The 20,419-nt window shown below is 64.2% G+C and carries 17 protein-coding genes and 1 tRNA gene; 3 read left to right on the top strand and 15 right to left on the bottom strand.

The features are described 5' to 3' along the window. Positions 1 to 14 precede the first annotated feature (14 nt). From QF015_RS13455 to QF015_RS13440, 4 genes are all read right to left on the bottom strand, one after another. Entirely contained in the window at positions 15 to 647 is a 633-nt protein-coding gene (locus QF015_RS13455) for a TetR/AcrR family transcriptional regulator (RefSeq protein ID WP_310202607.1), read from the bottom strand. Continuing rightward, positions 644 to 2,680, bottom strand: coding sequence for a YhgE/Pip family protein (locus QF015_RS13450; RefSeq protein WP_429389590.1), 2,037 nt, complete (start codon positions 2,678 to 2,680; stop codon positions 644 to 646). The genes QF015_RS13455 and QF015_RS13450 overlap by 4 nt, the downstream gene beginning before the upstream one ends. Further along, the gene (locus tag QF015_RS13445) at positions 2,677 to 3,507 is read right to left on the bottom strand and encodes an ABC transporter ATP-binding protein (protein WP_429389588.1); all 831 of its coding nucleotides are present in this window, start codon (positions 3,505 to 3,507) and stop codon (positions 2,677 to 2,679) included. Before QF015_RS13445 ends, QF015_RS13450 begins: the two co-directional genes overlap by 4 nt. A gap of 71 nt (positions 3,508 to 3,578) precedes the next feature. Then, the gene (locus QF015_RS13440; RefSeq protein WP_429389586.1) at positions 3,579 to 5,036 is read right to left on the bottom strand and encodes a dihydrolipoyl dehydrogenase family protein; all 1,458 of its coding nucleotides are present in this window, start codon (positions 5,034 to 5,036) and stop codon (positions 3,579 to 3,581) included. Between the two features lie 155 nt (positions 5,037 to 5,191). On the opposite strand from QF015_RS13440, the gene QF015_RS13435 reads away from it, so the two are divergent. Continuing rightward, positions 5,192 to 6,013, top strand: coding sequence for a sulfurtransferase (locus QF015_RS13435; RefSeq protein ID WP_429389585.1), 822 nt, complete (start codon positions 5,192 to 5,194; stop codon positions 6,011 to 6,013). Between the two features lie 79 nt (positions 6,014 to 6,092). Here QF015_RS13435 and QF015_RS13430 read toward each other — a convergent pair whose 3' ends face one another. The 7 genes from QF015_RS13430 to QF015_RS13400 all read right to left on the bottom strand — a co-directional run bounded on the left by QF015_RS13430 (position 6,093) and on the right by QF015_RS13400 (position 14,369). Next, positions 6,093 to 6,779: an N-acetylmannosamine-6-phosphate 2-epimerase gene (locus QF015_RS13430; RefSeq protein WP_429389583.1), complete on the bottom strand. Its 687-nt coding sequence runs from the start codon at positions 6,777 to 6,779 to the stop codon at positions 6,093 to 6,095. A gap of 10 nt (positions 6,780 to 6,789) precedes the next feature. Beyond that, positions 6,790 to 7,788, bottom strand: coding sequence for an ROK family protein (locus QF015_RS13425; RefSeq protein WP_310204009.1), 999 nt, complete (start codon positions 7,786 to 7,788; stop codon positions 6,790 to 6,792). A 19-nt stretch (positions 7,789 to 7,807) separates the two neighbouring features. Continuing rightward, positions 7,808 to 8,725 (bottom strand): dihydrodipicolinate synthase family protein, encoded by a 918-nt coding sequence (locus QF015_RS13420; RefSeq protein WP_429389581.1) that lies wholly within the window; start codon positions 8,723 to 8,725, stop codon positions 7,808 to 7,810. Between the two features lie 37 nt (positions 8,726 to 8,762). After that, complete coding sequence (locus tag QF015_RS13415; RefSeq protein WP_310202592.1) at positions 8,763 to 9,569, bottom strand: ATP-binding cassette domain-containing protein; 807 nt, start codon at positions 9,567 to 9,569, stop codon at positions 8,763 to 8,765. Next, the gene (locus tag QF015_RS13410) at positions 9,566 to 11,686 is read right to left on the bottom strand and encodes a dipeptide/oligopeptide/nickel ABC transporter permease/ATP-binding protein (protein WP_429389578.1); all 2,121 of its coding nucleotides are present in this window, start codon (positions 11,684 to 11,686) and stop codon (positions 9,566 to 9,568) included. The genes QF015_RS13415 and QF015_RS13410 overlap by 4 nt, the downstream gene beginning before the upstream one ends. A 3-nt stretch (positions 11,687 to 11,689) precedes the next feature. Continuing rightward, positions 11,690 to 12,646: an ABC transporter permease gene (locus tag QF015_RS13405; RefSeq protein WP_024819607.1), complete on the bottom strand. Its 957-nt coding sequence runs from the start codon at positions 12,644 to 12,646 to the stop codon at positions 11,690 to 11,692. Positions 12,647 to 12,746: 100 nt separating this feature from the next. After that, entirely contained in the window at positions 12,747 to 14,369 is a 1,623-nt protein-coding gene (locus tag QF015_RS13400; protein WP_397336536.1) for an ABC transporter substrate-binding protein, read from the bottom strand. A 338-nt stretch (positions 14,370 to 14,707) separates the two neighbouring features. Between QF015_RS13400 and QF015_RS13395 the strand changes: the two genes are divergently transcribed. Then, the gene (locus tag QF015_RS13395; protein ID WP_261611470.1) at positions 14,708 to 15,436 is read left to right on the top strand and encodes a FadR/GntR family transcriptional regulator; all 729 of its coding nucleotides are present in this window, start codon (positions 14,708 to 14,710) and stop codon (positions 15,434 to 15,436) included. Between the two features lie 184 nt (positions 15,437 to 15,620). On the opposite strand, the gene QF015_RS13390 is transcribed toward QF015_RS13395, so the two are convergent. After that, positions 15,621 to 15,694: transfer RNA gene (locus tag QF015_RS13390), tRNA-Arg, on the bottom strand. A 284-nt stretch (positions 15,695 to 15,978) separates the two neighbouring features. Here QF015_RS13390 and QF015_RS13385 point away from each other — a divergent pair. Beyond that, positions 15,979 to 17,805 (top strand): phosphoenolpyruvate carboxykinase (GTP), encoded by a 1,827-nt coding sequence (locus tag QF015_RS13385; RefSeq protein ID WP_429389575.1) that lies wholly within the window; start codon positions 15,979 to 15,981, stop codon positions 17,803 to 17,805. A gap of 148 nt (positions 17,806 to 17,953) precedes the next feature. Here QF015_RS13385 and QF015_RS13380 read toward each other — a convergent pair whose 3' ends face one another. From QF015_RS13380 to QF015_RS13370, 3 genes are read right to left on the bottom strand one after another with little or no spacing between them, the layout of a single operon-like run. Then, a complete protein-coding gene (locus QF015_RS13380; RefSeq protein ID WP_310202584.1) occupies positions 17,954 to 18,424 on the bottom strand; it encodes an RrF2 family transcriptional regulator in 471 nt (156 codons plus the stop codon). Between the two features lie 40 nt (positions 18,425 to 18,464). Beyond that, complete coding sequence (locus QF015_RS13375) at positions 18,465 to 18,920, bottom strand: hypothetical protein (RefSeq protein ID WP_429389572.1); 456 nt, start codon at positions 18,918 to 18,920, stop codon at positions 18,465 to 18,467. Between the two features lie 8 nt (positions 18,921 to 18,928). After that, on the bottom strand, positions 18,929 to 20,347 hold the full coding sequence (locus QF015_RS13370; protein ID WP_310202581.1) for a phosphomannomutase/phosphoglucomutase: 1,419 nt from the start codon (positions 20,345 to 20,347) through the stop codon (positions 18,929 to 18,931). Between the last annotated feature and the right edge of the window lie 72 nt (positions 20,348 to 20,419).

Raw genomic sequence — 20,419 nt, 5'->3', positions numbered from 1 at the left:
TTGCGGGGTGCGGGCTACTTGATGACGTAACCGTGCATGATGGTCATCACAGCCGCGACGCTTTGCTCGCGCGTGCGCTCCGGATTGTAGGTCTGACGGTCCAGGCCCACGACGAAGATAGCGCCGAAGATCGCGGCTTCCAGGGATCCCCGGGCAATGGACTCGTTCACTTTGTATCCCGAGGCGACGCTCTCCACGGCCGAACCGATCACGGCCAGCAGCTCGGCGCGGAGCTCGGCAAAAACGGCGCTCCACTCGCCGGGCGTGCGCCAGTTTTCGCTGACCCACAGGCGGGCGAAGGACGGGTAGTCGTCCATAAATTCCATGGCCTGGCCCACCATGTTGTTCATGGATTCCAAGGGGTCGCTGGCCTGACCGCGAACGTCCTGGAGACGGAGCAGCATGATGTCCACACCGTGCCGCAGCAGTTGGGCGATCAGGTCCGACTTGCTGCCGAAGTTGTAATAGACAGTCCCCTTCGACACCCCGGCCGCTGCCGCGATCTCGTCCACCGTGACCCCGGCGGCGCCGCGCTCGCCGATCAACTCCATGGAGGCCTCGAACAGGCGCTGCTTGGTGGCGTTGGTGCGGCCAGGGCGGAGCTTCTTCTCTGCGGTGCCGCTGCCGTCGGGCCCGGTGGTGCTCATACTGCGATCTCCGGCTTCAGCGTCTTGAGGGTCCACACCTTGTGCTTGCGGACGGCGAGCGTGGACAGCGCCATTCCCAACAAAGTGTATCCAAGCAGGCCAAGGACGGTGGGCCAGATCATGCTGAGCTCACCTCCGTAGATCAAGTGCCGCATGCCGGTGACGACGTAGCCCATGGGCAGGACCTCGTGCACCACATGCAGCGGCATTGGGGTGGTCTGCCACGGGAAGGTACCGCCCGAGGATACAAGCTGCAGGACCAACAGGATCAGCACCACGAACTTGCCAGGTGTCCCCATGAGCGCCACGATCCCTTGGATGATCGCGCTGAAGGCCATGACCGCTGCCAGCATGAACAGCCACATCCCTACGGGGTGCGCGGGGTTCAGGCCCAGTCCGAGGTCCACCACCAGGGTCAGCATGGTGGCCTGCAGCACCGAGACAACGAAGAAAGGCAGCCAGCCTCCGACGGCGATTTTCCAGGCGGGGGCGTTCGAGGCGAGGGCGCGCTGGGTGATGGGCCGCATGGCCTGGACCAGCATGAACACGCCGATCCACAGGGCCAGCGTCAGGAAGAAGGGTGCCAGGCCGGCGCCGTAAGAACCTGCCTTGGCCTGCGAGACATTGTCCACGGCGACCGGATCAGCGATGACCTTGGACACGCTGCTCTTCTGCTCATCGTTCGGGTTGGGGATGTCTCCCGCGCCCTTGGCGAGCTCGGTGGCCAGGGTGTGTGAACCATCGGCTGCGGTCACTGCGCCGCTGGCAAGCTGTCCTGCGCCGTCGTCCAGTTGGCGGGCGCCGTCGTCGAGCTTGGCGGCACCGTCCAAAGCGGTCTGCTGGCCGGCGGCCAGTGTTGCCGAGCCGCTGTTGAGCTGGCCCGCACCTGCCGCGGCTTTTGAGATCGCGTCGGTGAGCGTTGGTGTTGCGGCGGCAAGCTTGGAAGCTCCGGCGCTCACGGCGGCCGAGCCGTCCGAGAGCTGCTGGATCTTGGCGGCGTCTCCGGAGATCTTCGCCTTGGCATCAGTCACCGGGCTCGATGCCGCGGCGGCGTCGAAGTCCGCCAGGACCTTGTTCGCCTGCTCCTGTGTCAGCACACCGGCTGTGACCAGCCGCGCGTTGGATTCGACCACGCGGTTCCGGAGGCCCTTGTCCGCCGCTTCAAGCTGCCCGACGACGTCCTGGACTTTCGCGTTCAACTCGGCGTTTCCGGCGGCTACCTGGGCGGCGCCGTCGGCGAGTTTCTTGGAGTCGCCCGGGAGCGTGGAGGTCTTGTTCTTCAGTTCTGTGAGCCCTGAGCTCAGCTGGCTGGCCCCGTTGTTGAGCTGCACGGCGCCGTCGCGAAGTTTCGTTTGCCCCGCAACGAGTTGGTCGGCGCCGGTGACCAACTGGGTGGTGCCGTCGTGGAGGGTGGCGGCTCCGTCGCTCAGCTTTCCCACGCCCGTGGCAAGTTCCGAGGCTCCGTCGGCCGCCTTCACGATGGAGGCGTGGATGGTACCGAAGCCGGTGAGGAGCTGGTTGGCCGTTTCCTCGCCGACTTCTTTGGCGACCGTGGAGTGGACCGCCGTGGTGAGCTTGTCCACGATGGTGCTCAGGAGATAGTTGTTGGCATCGTTGGTGGTGACATGCAGCATGGCCTGGTTGGCGGCGTCGAAGCTGCCGGGGGAGACGAGGTTGGCGGAAAAATCCTTGGGGATGCGCAGCGCAAAGGCGTATTCCCCGGTGCGCACCCCGGCGTCTGCATCTTCGGCGCTGGAGACCTGCTTCCAGTTGAAGACATGTCCTTCCACCAGGCTGTCCGCCACTTTCCTGCCGGCCTGTAGCTCGGTGCCGTCCGATGATGTAGCGCCCGTATCCTCGACGACCAGTGCGGCGTCGATCTGGTTCAGGTTGCCGTACGGATCCCAGTTCGCGTAGAGGTACACGGCGCCGTACAGCAACGGAACCATGGTCAGGGCGAGGATGGTCAGCTTGGGCAGGAGCCCGCCGGTCATGCGCTTGAGTTCGGAGCGGGCGAGCCGCAGAACAGTCACTTTGCAGTCCTTTGAAGGTTTTCGGATTCAGGATCGGCAGCTGCTTTTGGTGCTGCCGGAGTTTCGGGTGCTTCGAGCGTTGTGGTTTCTTCCGGCACCGGTTCGGCTGCGTGCTTTGCCTTGGGCTCGACGGCGGCGGCCGGCTTGGGCCGCGCGGGTTGGGGTACTGAGGGGGTGGCTTCCGCCTCCGGTTCAGGCGGGTTCGTGACGGAGTTGCCGATCACGGCCGCGGCACCGGTCCAGTTGTCCGGGAGGGCACCCACGACGGCGACGACGGCAAGCGGCCGCCCGGCGTCGGACGCCAACGCCTGAAGCCGTGGCAGCCAGGTTTCGGGATCCGCGCTGTGGCGGTCCGGGGAATCGACCACGAGGAGGTCCGTGGCCGGGTCTGCCAAGGCCAGGGCAGTGAGGAGTTCCAGCCTGCGGCCTGCGGGAAGCTGTTCGATCCAGAGGCCTGCGATGTCCTCGAAGCTGTTGACCTTAAGCCACGGCTTGCTCAGCAAAGCACCACGGTAACGGCGGGGAATGAGGGAAAGGTCCTCGGTGACCAGGTCGCGAACGCTGAGGTGTTGCTCGGGCTCGTTGACTCCGGGGGAGTCCACCAGGGCGCTGGCGAGCCGGATCTTCTTGGTCTTGGTGGTGGTGTCCCAGCTGAGGACTCCGTTGCTGGGCTTCATGCGGCCACTCAGGGCCAACGCCAAAGCGGTCCGCTGGTCCTGGCCCTCACCGGCAACGAGCAGGAGTTCGCCGCGGCCGACTTGGAGTGACGTGGCCGGAAGGAGATCGTCCCGGCGGCCGTTGATCTGAAGTTGCTGTACGGACAGCACAATGGAGCCTTTCGCAGAAATGGTGTCTGCTGAAAGTCTAACTAAACTGACTGGTCAGTTCAAATAGAGATTTAGAGTCCGTACTTCTCCAGAAGTCGCAGCCATACTTCGCTGATGGTCGGATAGGACGGAACTGCATGCCACAACCGCTCGAGCTTCACTTCGCCCACGATGGCGATGGTGGCGGAATGGAGCAGTTCGGCCACGCCTGGACCCACGAATGTAGCGCCGAGGATCACGTGTCGATCCTCGTCCACCACGATTTGGGCCCACCCTTTGTAATCGGGGGAGTGCAGTTGGGAGCCGGACACGTTGATGGGGAGTTCCACGCCGGTGACGTTCTTTCCCTGCAACAAGGCCTGCTCCAGGCTTGGCCCTACGGAGGCGACTTCAGGATCGGTGAACACCACGCTCGGGACGGCGTGTTCGTTGGCCGTGTGGGCCCACGGGCTCCACGGGGCGGGTGTGCCCTGGAGCCCGCCGTTGGCCCGGGCCACGATCGCATCGCCGGTAGCGCGGGCCTCGTACTTGCCCTGGTGGGTCAGGAGCACCTTGCCTGCGGCATCCCCGGCGGCATAGAGCCAGAGTCCGCTGGTGCCATCGCTCGCCGGGCCTTCCACGAGGCCGCTGGCATCGGTAGTGAGCCGAAGGGATCTGCCGTTCTGCGCCTCAACCCCGACATTTTCCAGGCCCAGGTTGGCCAGGGCGGGGTGCCTGCCGGAAGCTACCAGGAGTTTGTCGGCGGTGACTGTTTTGCCGTCGAACGTGACGGTTACCGAGCCGTCGTCGTTCTTCCCGACGTTCTGGACGTCCGTGTGGGCATGGACGGCGACCCCATCGGCCCGGAGCCCGGCCAGGACCAGGTTGGCGGCCTCTTCCGGGTAGCTGCTGAGCAGCCGGCCGCGGGCAATCAGCGTAACGTCGGAGCCGAGCCTGGCGAATGCCTGCGCCATCTCCACGCCCGCCACGCCACCGCCGAGCACCGTAAAGCGCTTCGGAACTTCCTTCGCCGCTGTGGCCCCGCGGGTGGTCCAGAAGGGGACGTCCTTCAAGCCCTCGATGTCCGGGATGGTCGGTGTCGAGCCGGTTGCGACCACCACGGCATGGTGTGCTTTCAAGGCGTAGCTGTTGCCATCGATGCCGTCCACGTGGACCTCGCGCGGACCAGTAATGCGGCCACGCCCACGCACCAGCTCGATGCCAGCGCTGTCCAGCCATTCCACTTGGCTGCCGTCCTGCCAGTTGTTGGTGAACCAGTCCCGGTGCTTCAACGCGGCCTGGGCATCGACCACTCCCGTCACAGCCTCGGATGCTCCCGGGACCACTTGGGCCGCGTGCAGGACATTGCCCGGACGGAGGAGCGCCTTGGACGGGATGCAGGCCCAGTAGGAGCACTCACCGCCCACCAATTCGCTCTCGACGATCACCGCCGACAGGCCGCCCCGGACCACCCGGTCCGCCACATTTTCCCCAACGGCGCCTGCGCCGATCACTATTACGTCGTACTCGCGGGAGCTCTCGGCAGTCATGGGGAAAGCCTACAACTGCTCCCTGCGCGTTGTGAGGCTTGCTCTGCAGGGTTGGAGTGGGTTTTTTGGCGCAAAGCGGGCCTCGCAACGCCAAGCAATGTCCATATAGTGATGTCCGTATCTCAATATATGGGACTTCTGGCTAGGCTGCGTGCATGGGAGAAGAGATGAAACCTTTTGTCGACTGGAGTTGGTGCGCGGACAACCCCGGGAAATTCGTTCTTGCAGACTGCCGCTGGTATCTCGATGGATCCTCCGGGAGGGACGCATACGATCGGGGCCATCTTCCAGATGCAGTCTTCGTCGACCTGGACCAATGGTTGTCAGGGCCGGCATCCCCCGGGGCCGGGAGAAATCCGCTGCCCGAGCCCGAGGTATTCGCCGAGGGCATGCGCCAAGCGGGTATCGATGAGTCGGACACCGTGGTGGCCTACGACGATGCCGGAGGAGTCATCGCCGCCAGGCTCGTCTGGATGCTCCGATCCACGGGGCACAAGGCCTCGATCCTCAACGGAGGCCTGGCCGCCTATCCTGGCGAACCCACCACCAACACCCCTGCACCACGGACGGGGGACTTCCCGGTTCACGCCTGGCCCGCGCACGTGCTGGCGGACATCTCCGAGGCATCTGGCGGCACGTACCCGGTCATCGACGCGCGGAACCGCGACCGCTACGACGGGCTCCAAGACCCCGTGGACCCTCGCCCTGGACACATACCCGGGGCCGTGAACGTCCCATGCCGCGAAAACATCGACTCTTCGGGACAGCTGTTGCCCGAGCAACAGGTTCGCGCGAACTTCGAACGTGCCGGCGTCACATCCGCAGGGAACACCGTTTCCTATTGCGGATCCGGAGTGACGGCCTGCCACAACCTTCTCGTGATGGAGCAACTGGGAATGGGCTCCGGCCGGCTGTTCGTGGGCGGATGGTCCCAGTACGCTCGTGCGAACGACAGGCCGGTGGCAACCACGATTTAGCCTGACATGGCGTTGCGCGGCCCGCTCTGCAGGGGTCGTGGGGGTTTTAAGGCGCAGAGCAGGCCTCGCAACGCTTCGGTTACGCCTGCATTGCGCCCTTGAACCAGCCCGTGATGCTGGCCGGATGGGTGATGGCAGTGCCCACAACAACCGCAAATGCGCCCGCATCGAGTGCTTGGCGCGCCTGGGCAGGGGTGTGGATACGACCCTCAGCGATGAGCGGCTTGCCCAGCCCGGCCGAGGCGATCTGTTCCAGCAGTTCCAGGTCCGGGCCGTCGGTCTTCGGGCGCTCGCCGGTGTAGCCGGCCAGTGTCGTACCGATCACGTCCGCGCCGGCTTCGACTGCTGCCACGGCGTCGTCGAAGGAACCGCAATCGGCCATGACCAGTGCGTGGGATTCTGCGTGGAGACCAGCCACCGTTTCGGCGAGGGTTAGCCCATCCGGACGGGCCCGCCGCGTTCCATCGATGGCCACCACATGCGCACCCGCATTCGCAACGGCCAAGGCGTGCCGAAGGGTTGGGGTGATGAAGACGCCGTCGTGGCCGTCTTTCCAGAGGCCAATGACAGGAACTTCGACGGCGGCACGCGTGAACTGCACGTCGGCCAACCCTTGGACGCGGATCGCCGCAGCGCCACCGATGACGGCCGAGGCCGCCACTTGGCCGGTGGTCCGGGGATCACGCATGGGCTCGCCGGGGTAGGCCTGGCAGGAAACGATCAGTTGGGAGCGGAGGGCTTCGAGGCCTTCGGGGGTGAGGATCATGATGTATCCCTTACTTAAGGACGAGTTTCGCGGCGCCAACAATGGCGGCTGTGTTGCCAAGGGCGGCCCTGACGACGGGCACGGAAACCAAGGGGGCCAGCAGTTCCTGGCGAAGAGCGGCTTCCATGGGTGCCCACCAGAGCTCGCCGGCGTCGGCCAAGCCACCGGAGACCACCACGGTTTCGGGGTCAAGGATGTTGATGAGTCCGCCTACGGCTTGTCCTGCGGCGGCCGCACCGACGCTGACGGCGTGCCGGGCTGCGGCAGCTACGGCGGAGGCGCGGCGGTCCGCGGAGGTGGCACCCGCACCGCCGTCGAGCGCTTCAGCAGCGGAGGCCAGCGCAAACACGGCCCGCGTGTCCACGGCGTCCACGGCAGAACCGCCACACCGCAGGAAGGCTTCATGGATCGCAGGGCCGGAAGCGATGGCCTCAACATGCCCGGATGCACCGCACACACACGGCAGCGGAACACCGTCAGAGCAGGCGAAAGGCGACGCAATGTGCCCCACATGGCCACCCACAAAACGGTGCCCCAAAACCGGGGTGCCGTTCACTACAAAACTTCCGCCAACGCCCGTCCCGAAGGCGACCATGAGCGACGTCGATGAGCCCGCCGCCGCACCCAGCCACGCCTCACCGAGGGCGTGGGCGTGGACGTCGTTGACTGCACGGACGGCCGAAGCAGGGAGCGAAAGCCGCGCCGCAAGCCCGGCAACAAGCGCGGTCCCGGCCCAGCCACGAATCGCGTCCGTCGCAGAAACCACCGACCCGGCAACAGCATCAATCACCCCAGCGGAGCCGACGCCGACGCCGGAAACTGACATTCCGGCGTCGGCAGCGTGCTCCACCAAGCCCGCGATCAGCGCTGCGGTGGCATCGAGGATCGCTTCGCCACCGTCCCGGTTCAACGTCGGAATGGTCTCCGACATCAAGACTTCGCCAGAAGGGGAAACAACCCCGGCGGCGGTTTTGGTGCCGCCGAGGTCAACGCCGATCACGTGGGTTATGGAAGCGGTCATGGAAAAGCTAGACCAGCCCGTTCCGCTCCAGGATTTCCCGGATCAGCGCGGTCTCGGAATCATTCAGGGACAGCATCGGCGAGCTCATGGTGTTGGACTCGATAACGCCCATTACCTGCAGCGCGGTCTTGAAAGCGCCAAGACCGGCGGCCCCGCCGGACACACGGCCGTTGGGGGTGTAGACGATCTCGAAGACATCGGCGAGCCGGTCCTGCTCCCTTGCCGCGAGAGCCCAGTCGCCGGCCTGGGCGGCGTCGAACAGGCGACGGTAGCCGGCCGGATCAACGTTGCCGAGGCCCGGAACAACGCCCTGCGCACCGCCCAGGAGGGCACCGTCCACCACAACTTCGTGACCGGTGAAGATGTCGAAGTTGGGAATGTCCCTGGCTGCGAGGAGCAGTTGACGGAAGGAGACGTCGTCCCCGGAGGAGTCCTTGACGCCGGCAATGACGCCGTCGCGGCCGAGGCGGACCAGCAGGTCCGCGGGCAGCTTGAAGTGCGTGCGGACCGGGACGTCGTAGGCGAAAATGGGCTTCTCGATGGCGGCGTGGACGCTGCGGAAGTGTGTTTCTGTCTCCGCTGCATTGCCGATGGCGTAGTACATGGACGTGACCACGATCGCGTCGGCACCAAGATCGATCACCTTGCGGGCTTCCTCGATGACGCGGTTTGTGGTCTGCTCGTTGGCGCCCACGATCAGCGGAACCGCCCCGGCGTTGGCGTCGGCGATGGTGGAGACCACCAGTTCACGCTCGTCGTTGGTCAGGTAGGGGACTTCGCCGGAGGAGCCCAGGACGAAAAGGCCGGACACACCGCCGTCGATCAGGTGCTTGGTGACGTTCTTCAGCGACGCGGTGTCGATGCTGCCGTCGGCGTGGCGGGGAGTGATGACCGGGGGGATGACGCCCTGGAACTGAGTGGACACAGAATTCTCCGTTGTTTGTAGCTTGTGAAGGGAAAAACTAGATGTGGAGCAGGCTCGGGGCGGCGCCCAGCAGCTTCTTGGTGTAGTCGTTGCTCGGGTTGTCGAAGACCTGGCTGGCTGTGCCTTGTTCGACGATCTTGCCGAAGTACATGACGCAGATGCGGTCCGAGACGTACCTGACGGTCTGGATGTCGTGCGAAATGAACACCATGCCGAGGTTCAGTTGGGTCTTCAGGTCCGAGAGCAGGTTCAGGACCTGCGCCCGGACCGAAACGTCCAGGGCCGACGTCGGCTCGTCCGCCACGATGATGTCCGGGTCGAGAGCCAGCGCGCGGGCGATCGCTACACGCTGGCGCTGTCCGCCGGAAACCTGCGACGGCGTCACCTCGGCTGCCGATTGCGGCAAGCCAACCAGCGCCAACAGTTCCCTGACCTTGGCCGCGCGGCCGGCCGCGTTTCCGATGCCGTGGATCTGCAGGGGATCGGTGAGGATGTCCTGGATGGTCATGCGCGGGTTCAGCGCCGTCGCGGGGTCCTGGAAGACCACTGAGACGGAACGGCCGAATTCCTTGCGCATGGCAGCGTTCCGCTTGATGGCGGGCTTGCCGTGGAACAAAACCTTGCCCGACGTCGGCGGCTGGAGTCCCACGAGCACTGAAGCAAGCGTGGACTTGCCGCAGCCGGACTCACCGACGATGCCTACGGTTTCGCCGCGGCTGATGGTGAAGTCCACGCCGTCCACGGCTTTGACGATGTTCGGACGGAACAGGCCGCCGGTCCGTGCATGGTGGTAGACCTTGACGTCTTGGAGTTCGATGACCGGTTTCCCGGTGGATTCACTCATTTCGCGTCCTCCTTCAGGTGGCTAGCCCAGTAGTGGTCGGCATCGTGGCCGTTGACGGAGTCAACCGAAGAAACCGCGGTGAGGACCAGTTTTTGGTGGGGATCGGCGTCTGGCCGCAGTGAGCGGGCTGCGAAGCGGTCGCCCGTGGCGAAGTCGCGGGGTGACGGGACCGTGCCGGGGATCTGGTGCAGGCGGACGGCGTCGGCTTCGATGGAAAGAACTGCGCCGAGCAGGCCACGGGTGTACTCGTGTTTGGGGTTCCGCATGAGCTCCGAGGCCTGTGCGGACTCCACTACCTGGCCGGCGTACATCACCGTGATGCGGTGCGCCAGGGAAGCAACCAAGGCGAGGTCGTGGCTGACGAACACCATCGCGAAGCCGAGCTGTTCGCGGAGCTCGTTGAGGAGGTCCACCACCTGTTTCTGGACAGTGACGTCAAGGGCGGTGGTGGGCTCGTCGGCTACAACGATCTTCGGTGAACGCGACAACGCCATGGCGATCAGCACGCGTTGGCGCTGGCCGCCGGAGAGCTCGTGCGGGTAGCTCGCCAGTGTCCGGACGGGATCCAGTTTCACCATTTCCAACAGCTCGGTGGGGGTCTTGCGGCCGCCGCGCTTGGTGAGCTGCACCAGCTGGTCCTTGATCTTCATGGACGGGTTCAGCGAGCTGAGCGCGTCCTGGTAGACCATGGCGATGTGTTCGCCCCGCAGGCCTTCATAGGCCTTCGGGTTGCTGTGCCGGGTGGCAGGGTCCAGGAGTTCCTTGCCGTCGAACTTGATGGAGCCGCTGACTTGGGCGGTTTTGGGCAGCAGCCCCATGACAGCCAGCGAAGTGATGGACTTGCCGCAACCGGACTCGCCCACCAGGCCCATCGTTTCGCCTTCGCGGACGGTGAAGGACACGTTGTCCACGATCGCGATGTCGCCGAAGCGCCCGGGGAACCGGATGGACAGGTTCTTCACTTCAAGGACGTTGCGTGCGCCTGCCGGTACCTGGGGGAGGCGGTCGGTGCGCTTCGCTTCGATGTCTGCCAGGAGCTCCAGTTCGCGGTCCAGGAGGAGGTGGGGGTTGGCGGCGGCCAGCCTCACGTCGGTGAGGACGGCTGAGGTGCCCACATCCGACGTGACGGCATCACCGGACGCCGCACGGACGCCGTCGAGCTCGTGTTCCTCAACCACGGAGGGCTGGGCCACGGAAGTGCCGACCTCAGCATCAACAGCAACGAGGGCTGAAGCACCGTCGTCGTCCTTCACCACCGGCGCCCGGCGCAGCTTCGGGTTCACCATGGCGTCGGTGAGGCCCTCGGCCAGGATATTCAGGGACAGCACGGTCAGCAGGATGGTGACACCGGCGAAGGTGGTGGCCCACCAGCCGCCGGACAACACCAGGTTGCGGCCGTAGGAAATCACGTTGCCCCACGACGGTGCCGGGTCCTGGACACCTGCGCCGAGGAAGGACAGCGAGGCTTCAAGGATGATGGCGTCGGCCACCATGACCGTGGCGAACACCAGCACGGGAGCGGCAGTATTGCGGACAATGTGCTTGACCAGGATGTAGAACCGGCCGGCACCGATCACGCGTTCAGCACGGACGTAGTCTTCGCCGTACTGTGCCAACACGTTGGCACGGACCACCCGGGCCAGTTGCGGGGTGTAGATGATGGCGATCGCGATGATGATGGTCGGAACCGAGTTGCCGAACGCCGCCAACAGCACGGCGGCCAGTGCGATGCCCGGGAAGGCCATGAGGATGTCCATGAGCCGCATGATGATCTCATTCACGGACTTGCTGGAGGTCGCGGCGAACGACCCGAGGAGCGCGCCGGCCAGGATGGCCAGTGCCACCGCGCCGAGGCCGATCATCAGGGAGGATTGTGCGCCGAAGAGGAGGCGGGAGAAGATATCCCGGCCCAGGCGGTCGGTGCCGAAGAAGTGTTCAGCGCCGGGCGGGGTGGCCGGGATGAAGGTCTCCAGCGGATCGTGCGGGGCGATGACCGGCGCGAAAATGGCTGCCAGCACAATCACGATGAGGAAAAGCAGGGCGATACGCGAGCCCCAGGGCAGGGCCTTGAAACGAATGCCCGGTGCACTGAGCCGTTCTGCGAGCTTGCTGCGCATGAGCTATACCGTCCTGATTCGGGGGTTGATGAGCAGGTAGAGAAGGTCCACCACGATGTTGACCAGAACGAAGGTGACAGAGATGGTGAGCACCACGCCCTGGACCAGGTTGACGTCCAGGTTGGTGATGCCGTTGAGGATCAGCTGGCCCATGCCGGGCAGCGCGAAGATCATTTCAATCACGACGGCGCCACCCAGCAGGTAGCCGACGCGGAGTCCCAGCACGGTCACCGGGGTGACGAGCGCGTTGCGGAGGACATTTTTGGAGACGACCTCGCGGTAGGGGACACCGTTGCCGATGGCGGTGCGGACGTAGTCGCGGTCGAGTTCTTCAACCATCGACGTACGGACCACGCGGATCAGCGATGCTGAGACGGGGATGCCGAGCGCCAAGGCCGGCAGGGCCATCGAGTTGAGCCAACCGCCGAAGCCGGATTCCGGCGTCGCAATTCCGCCCGAGGGGAACATCGGGTTCTCGCCCAGCGCGAACCACTGGATGAGCAGGATGCCGAGCCAGAACGACGGCGTGGCGATCGCGGCGATCGAGAAGACGCGGACCAACTGGTCCTGCCACTTGTCGCGGTAGAGGGCGCCGAGGATGCCGAACGCGAGGGAAAGCACGATCGCGATGAGGACGCCGAGGAAAGTGAGCTGCAGCGTCAGCGGGAACGCCGAGCCGATCATTGATGCCACCGACTTTGCCGGCGGGGTGGTGACGCCGAGGTCGAACTGCAGGAGCTTGCCGAGGAATCGGAAGTACTGCAGGACCAGGGGGTCGTTCAGGCCATTGTCCTGGCGGTACTGCTGCTTCGCTTCTTCGCTGGCGCCGTCGCCGAGGGCCGAACTGGCCTGGTCGCCGGGAGCGGCCTGCAGGACGAGGAAGACGAGCAACGTAATGCCCAGGATCATTAATGGCAATGCTGCAAGCCTGCGGCCAAGCAGACGCAATATCGTGACCAATGTGTTCTCCGGTTGGTTGGGTGCTGCTGGTTGTGGGGCCCGCTCTGCGCGCTATTTTGGGGAATCAGCCTGCAGAGGGGGCCTCGCAACGGGGGGGTGCTTAAGCAGTTCGTCCGACGCCGACGAAGGACAGGCCGGTGGTGGGCAAGGGCTGGAAGCCGTTGAGCTTCTTCTCGTCCCAAGCGCTGGGCAGCTGGCGGTGGAAGACCGGATACAGGGGAACCTCGTCAGAGACCATGTCCACGATTTCGCCGACGATCTTCTTGGCGTCGTCACCGGAGGCCTGTGAGCCCTTGTTCATGAGCTCCTGCAGCTTGGCGCGCTCTGGGGTGGTCCAGAAGGCGCGCTTGTCCATCCAGGTTGCACCGGAGTAGAACCAGCTCAGGAGGAGGTCTGCGTCGTTGCCGAAGACCGAGGGATCGCCCGGTGCTGCAACGACGGAGTAGTCACCCTTGCCAACGCGGTCACTGTACAAAGCGCCGGACTGGAGGCTCTTGACGGTGACCTTGACGCCCGGGATTTTGTTCCAGGATTCGAGGATCAGTGGTGCCACGTCCTTGACCCAGGCGGTGTCCGTGGTGAGGAGCTCGAACTCGAGGCTGGTGACGCCGGCCTGCTTCAGGAGCTCTTCGGCCTTTGACGTATCGAAGCCGTAAACGTTCTTGGCCTTGACGTAGTCCGGGTGGCCTTCCTGGAAGTAGGAGGTGGCCGCCTTCGCGTTGCCGAACAGTGCCTTCTTGATGATGGCTTCCTTGTCCAGGCCGTAGTGAAGGGCCTGGCGGACCAGCTTGTTGTCGAACGGTGCCTTGGCGCAGTTGAACATGAGGAACAGAAGGCCGAACGACTGCACGGATTCAACCTTGACCTTGGACTTCAGGCCGTCGACGTCCAGGTACGGGACGTCTTCGATGGCCTGGACCCGGCCTGACTGGACAGCCGTGACACGGGCTGCCGCATCGGAGAGGAGCAGCCAGGTCATGCCCTTGGCGAGTGCGGGCTTGGGGCCGTTGTAGTCGGCGAAGGCTTCGAAGACGATCTTGTCGTCCTTGACTGCGGAGATCAGCTTGTACGGTCCGGAGCCGACCGGCTTGGCATCGAAGGCCTTCAGGTCTGAAGCCAGTGCCTTGGGGACGACCTTGACGACGGAGATGCGGGGACCGAAGCCTGGGAAGGCGTACTTCAGGGTGAATTCCACGGTCTTCGCATCCAGCGGCTTGACGTCCTGGATGAAGGGGATGAACTGGGAGAACAGGGACTTGTTGGCAGGGTCCATGACGCGGGTGAAGGAGAAAGCAACGTCTTCGGCGGTCACAGGGGAACCGTCGTGGAACTTCGCGCCGTCGCGGATGGTCACCTGGTAGGTGGTGTCGTTGACCTTCTTCGGGTCCGCCGCTGCGAGTGCGTTGTAGGGCTCGCGGGTGGCCGGGTGCAGTTCGATCAGACCTTCGAAGATGTGCAGGTTGGCGGCCATCGGGGTGGCTCCGGACGAGCTCAGGGGATCGAAGCCGGTGGACAGGGCGTAGGAGATGCCCGCCTCGATGGTGAGGTCCTTGTTGACGGCCGCAGTGTTGGTGCCGGTACCCGTGGTAGTGCTGGCAGCGCCGCCGCACGCGGAGAGTGTTGCCGTGAAGGCGGCTGCTGCACCAACTGCGCCGCTTAGCTTCAGGAAGTTCCGGCGGCTGGCATCGTTGACCAGCGGCAGGCTGTGGATCGTCTTGCTCATAGGGTGCCTCACCATTCGCGTTTCGTGGGTTATCGGATGTAGGACGTCCGATGCTCGTATGGAAACTGTAAGGGCGGTCACAACGGAACGTCAAGTGAGAATCAGCGGCGCAGGCTGTGGCGCGGTCTTCGTGGATCGCCGGCTGCGGCCGGTCCGTGGGGGAGATCTCGGAGAAATCCCTGCACATAGCTATTACGGAGGTGGGACATCCGATATTGTATGTTGCGAGTCACTCATTCTTTGGTGGGCACTAAGCTCGCCTCAATATTAACACTGCACCTCTTTCCCAGGCTGGCCTTCGCCGGCTCCGGAGGAGGTGCATCGGCAAGGAGAAAGCCATGACAACTTCCGGTGTGGTTCCGCAGGCGCGGTTCAGTGCACAGGCCCGGCTGCGTGCACTGCAGTCGGACATTATGGAATTGATCCTTGAGCGCGAGCTCGAGGCCGGCGATCCCTTGCCAACGGAAAGCGAGCTTTCCGGCGCCCTTGGGGTCGGACGCAACACTCTGCGCGAGTCACTCAAGGTGCTCCAGGCGCTGGGCGTCATCGAGATCCGCCATGGCTTCGGGATGTTCGTCGCACCGAGCAACTTTGACGCCCTGGCCGACGGCCTCACGTTCCGGGGCCGGCTCTCCCTGCGGCACCAAGGCCTGGAGGCCCTGCAATTGGTGGATGTGCGCCAGGCGCTGGAATCCGGACTGATCGGCTCTTCCATCGACGTCATGACCAAGGAGCAACTTGCGTCCATCGAGGAAGCAGTCAAGCAGATGGAAGAGCTTGCCGCAGCGGGCGAAAACTTCGTGGCTGCCGATGCGGAGTTCCACCGCCGGCTCTTCGAGCCCTTGAACAACGAGCTCCTGATCAACCTCATGGGCGTCTTCTGGAAGGTGTACCGGAAGATCCACGTGGAGATCGGCCCCGGCAACGAGGATTTGGTCAAAACTGCAGCCATGCACCGCGGAATCTACGCGGCAGTCGCGGCAGGGGACAAAGTCCTTGCCTCCGAATTGCTGAACCGGCACTTCGATGGCATCCGCCGCCGCATCAGCGAGGCCGTGGGGGACTGAACCTCCGCGCTCGACGTGACGGGCCGCCGTCGTACTTCTTGTAAAAGTACGACGGCGGCCCTTTCGTTTCCCGGGGCCCCTCACCTGACCAGGTGACAGCACGCGCCACAATGAGCGCTCACTAAGGTGCACCCGGGCACAACAAAAAGACCCGCACCGGCGAACCGGTGCGGGTCTTCATCTGTGCGCCCAAAGGGATTCGAACCCCTGACCTTCTGTTCCGTAGACAGACGCTCTATCCAGCTGAGCTATGGGCGCATTTCGTGTGATTCCCGGCGGTCTGTTTCTCTGACCCCCTCGAACCTCAATAAACTTTACAGAAGTTCATGAGAAGTTCCAAATCGAAAACCTGTAATCTGCGCAACTAGACCGGTCTACGTGACCTTAGTCACTTAAATTCGGCCTTTCGAGATGCCAACCCTTGATTTCTAGCGGTTTTCACTTTTCGTTCCAGTGGATGTCCGATGTCTGACAGCGGATTGGTCTGGTCCGCGGCCCCTATCGTTTAGGACACACCACTGAACCCGAGGAAGGGAACCGCAATGGGCGATCTGGCGCGACTGCCGCTGCTTGAGAAGGCACCTACTACGCATGCACGCCTGCTGGCCTGGGTTGAGGAAGTTGCCGAGCTGACCCAGCCGGACCGCATCCACTGGGTCGATGGCAGCGAAGCAGAAAACAAGAAGCTCACCGACGAACTCGTCGAAGCCGGCACGCTGAAGCGACTCAACCCGGAAACATTCCCGAACTCCTTCGCGGCGTTCTCGGACCCCGCCGACGTTGCCCGTGTGGAAGAACAGACCTTCATCTGCTCCGAGAACGAGCGCGACGCAGGCTTCACCAACAACTGGATGGCCCCGGCCGAGATGAAGCAGAAGCTGCGCGGACTGTTCGCCGGCTCCATGCGCGGCCGCACCATGTACGTCATTCCGTTCGTCATGGGCCACCTGGATGCCGAGGACCCCAAGTTTGGCGTCGAGATCACCGACTCCGCCTACGTGGTTGCCTCCATGCGCATCATGGCCCGCATCGGTACCGACGTCCTGGACCGCATCACGCAGACCGACGCATTCTTTGTTCCCGCCCTGCACTCACTGGGCGCTCCCCTCGAAACCGGCCAGGCTGACGTTGCCTGGCCCTGCAACCCGGACAAGTGGATTGTGCACTTCCCCGAAGAGCGGTCCATCTGGTCGTTCGGCTCCGGCTACGGCGGAAACGCCCTCCTGGGTAAGAAGTGCTACGCGCTGCGCATCGCCTCGGTGATGGCCCGCGACGAGGGTTGGCTGGCCGAGCACATGCTGATCCTCAAGCTGACCTCCCCGGAGCAGAAGACCTACTACATCTCTGCTGCCTTCCCGTCCGCGTGCGGCAAGACCAACCTCGCGTTGCTCGACCCCACCATCAAAGGCTGGAAAGTTGAGACCCTCGGCGACGACATCACCTGGATGCGCTTCGGCAAGGAAGGCGAACTCCGCGCCGTCAACCCCGAAGCCGGCCTGTTCGGCGTTGCGCCCGGCACTGGTTGGGGCACCAACCCCAACGCCATGCGCGCTATCGCCAAGGGCAACAGCATCTTCACCAACGTGGCCTTGACCGACGATGGTGGCGTGTGGTGGGAAGGCATGACGGAGGAGACCCCGGCACACCTGACTGACTGGCGCGGTGAGTCCTGGACTCCGGACTCCGATGCCCCGGCAGCGCACCCGAACTCCCGGTTCTGCACGCCGATCGACCAGATTGACATGCTTGCCGAGGAATACTTCAGCCCGGAGGGCGTGGAACTGTCCGCGATCCTGTTCGGTGGCCGCCGCAAGACCACCATCCCGCTGGTCACCGAGGCCCGCGACTGGTCCAACGGCATTTTCATGGGTTCCACGCTGTCCTCGGAAACCACGGCTGCTGCCGCCGGTGCCGTAGGCGTTGTCCGCCGCGACCCCATGGCCATGCTGCCGTTCATTGGCTACGACGCAGGCGACTACCTGAACCACTGGGTGAACCTGTCCGCCAAGGCCAACCCGGAGCGTCTGCCCAAGATCTTCCTGGTCAACTGGTTCCGTCGTACGGCTGAAGGCGGCTTCGCCTGGCCCGGCTTCGGAGACAACGCCCGTGTGCTCAAGTGGGCCATCGAGCGCCTCGAAGGCAAGGCCGACGCCGTGGAAACTCCGATCGGTTTCGTGCCGACCGGCGAATCCATCGACCTCGAGGGCCTGGACATGACTCCGGCCGAGGTGGAGTCAGCGGTCCGCGTTGATCCTGACGAGTGGGCAACCGAGCTGGCGTCCATCGAGGAATGGTTCGCGAACTTCGGCGAGTCCCTCCCGGCGGCACTGCAGTCGGAACTGGATGGTCTCAAAACCCGTCTGGGCTAGACCTCTTAGGAACAACGGCGTTCTTAAGTGAACGACGACGGCCCGTCACCTTTCGCACGAAAGGTGACGGGCCGCCGTCGTTCTGCCGTGAACCAGAAGAGTTGTGCACACCAGGAGGCAGGCTGGGAAGGTTGTTTCCGTTGGAGCCTTACTGCTGGATGGCAGGAACCCTGAACTCCGGCCGCAGGCCGATGGATTGGAACACCGGGTTCATTTGGCGGGCGTGGGGGAGTGAGGCGATGACCACGGTATCGAGCTCGCGGTAGAAGGCCTCCCGGGCGCGGTTCATCGCATGGCGCAGCCCGCACTCGGTGATGAGCGGGCAATTCTTGGTGGGCGATTGGCACTCTGCTGGATCCTGTCGGCTGTCCAGATGCCGCAGGACTTCGCCGACGGTGGCTCTCCGGCCCACCTCATTGAGCCGCGATCCGCCCAGACGTCCCCGTTCGACGTCGATGTAACCCAGCGCGCGCAGTCGGACCATCGCCTTGCTGACGTGGTTGTACGGCGTCCCCACTGCGTCGGCCACCGCTTGGGTGGTCAGGAGCGTACCGTCGGGAGCCGCGGCCAACACCATGATGGCGCGGAGGCTGACATCTGCGAACGCGTTAATTTTCATGGGATCAGCTCACGGGTCGGGTCCAGCTCGCGGTCAGGGTCTAGTCCACCCAGATGGATGGCTCATGTGTATCGGGCTCCATCGCGCTGAAGGCGAAGCCTTCCGCTGTGGGGGAGTACGGAATGATTGCTGCCAGGACATCGCCGTTCCGGTGCTCCGCCGCTCCGTGGATGCCGTCGGAACCGTGGTCCGGCAGGCTGACGTCACTGACCACCGCGATGGCCCGGAATTCGTCGCGACCCTGCCGCAGCAGCTCATGGACGTCGGTCAGCATCTGCCCGGCATCGACGTTCCCGTCCTCGTCCGGCTCCCCGGGGGCGATCATTACTATCCGCAGTTCGCCATCGTTCGACAAGGTGACGCCAAACGGAAAGAATCCGCCGTTCTGCTGGATGTGCTCCTGGGCAGTTCCCAAAGCGGTGCCCAGGGTTTCACGAAGTTCGCGGTCCTGGTCCGTCTCCGCTGGAACGCCGTCGGTGGCAGTCTCGTGGTTCATGCTGGAACCTATGCCCGGACCAGTGCGAGGACGCGGTCGCGGATCTTTTCCATGGTGGCCTGGTCCTTGGCTTCTGCGTTCAGGCGGAGGAAGGGTTCGGTATTCGACGGGCGCAGGTTGAACCACCAGCTGCCGTCCCTGGCCGTGAAGGTGCTGCCGTCCATGTGGTCAATGTCGATGTCTTCGGTTTCAAAGTCGACGCGGACGCGTTCCACGGCGCCGGCTTTGTCCTCGATTTCGGAGTTGATCTCGCCCGAGGAGACGTAGGGCTCGTACTGGCGGCCGAGCTCGGACAGCGGACCGTCCTGCTCGCCGAGGGCGGCCAGGACGTGCATTGCGGCGAGCATGCCGGTGTCGGCGTTCCAGAAATCCCGGAAGTAGAAGTGTGCGGAGTGCTCGCCACCGAACACGGCGCCTTCTTTGGCCATGACGGCTTTGATGAAGGAGTGTCCCACGCGGGTCCGTACGGCACGCCCGCCGTCCTTGGCGACGAGCTCGGGCACGGCCTTGGAGGTGAGGAGGTTGTGGATGATCACGGGGGTTTCTTCTCCCGCGGCCTGGGCACGGGCGATTTCGCGGCGGGCCACCATGCCGGTGATCGCGGACGGGGAGACGGGCTCGCCCTTTTCGTCGATCACGAAGCAGCGGTCAGCGTCGCCGTCGAACGCCAGGCCGATGTCCGCACCGTGCTTGATGACAGCGGCTTGCAGGTCGCGCAGGTTTTCCGGTTCCAGCGGGTTGGCCGGGTGGTTCGGGAAGGAGCCGTCCAGTTCAAAGTAGAGCGGGATGATCTCGAACGGCAGTGCCGGGAGCAATTTGTCGCCGAGCACTGCCGGTGTTGTCAGCCCGGCCATGCCGTTGCCGGCGTCGACGACGATCTTCAGCGGGCGGGACCCGGAAAGGTCCACCAACCGGCGGAGGTATTCGGAGTAGTCCTTCAGGACGTCGTGCACGCCGATCTCGCCGCGGCTGGCCGCTGCGGGGATGGTGCCGTCGTTCAGATACTGCTCGGCGAGTGCCTGGATTTCCTTCAGCCCGGACTCCGAGGAGATGGGCTGCGCGCCGGCTTTGGCCATTTTGATGCCGTTGTACTCGGCCGGGTTGTGGCTCGCGGTGAACGTGGCACCAGCGGCATTCAAGGCCCCGCACGCGTAGTAGAGCTCATCGGTGGAGATCAGGTCCAGCAGCTGGACGTTCGCTCCACGGGTGGCTGCGCCGTTGGCGAAGGCCTGGCTGAACTCAGGCGAGGAGGGACGCATGTCCCCACCGACCAAGACGGTTTCACCCTCAAGGCCCAGGACGTCGATGAAGGCGGCACCCACGGCCTCGACGATTTCAGCCGTGATGGACTCACCCACGATCCCGCGGACGTCATACGCCTTGAAGGATGCCGAGAGGTCGAATGTCTTGTTCTGCTCGCTAGTCACGCGCTCAATCCTACTGTGGCAACGCAATTGGGCAGGAATGCGGGCACCTGAGTTGTGGATAATCGTTGTCCA

The organism is Paenarthrobacter sp. TE4293 (genome assembly GCF_050435325.1).
Taxonomy (GTDB): domain Bacteria; phylum Actinomycetota; class Actinomycetes; order Actinomycetales; family Micrococcaceae; genus Arthrobacter; species Arthrobacter nitroguajacolicus_C.
This window is presented reverse-complemented; position numbering and strand designations above follow the sequence as displayed.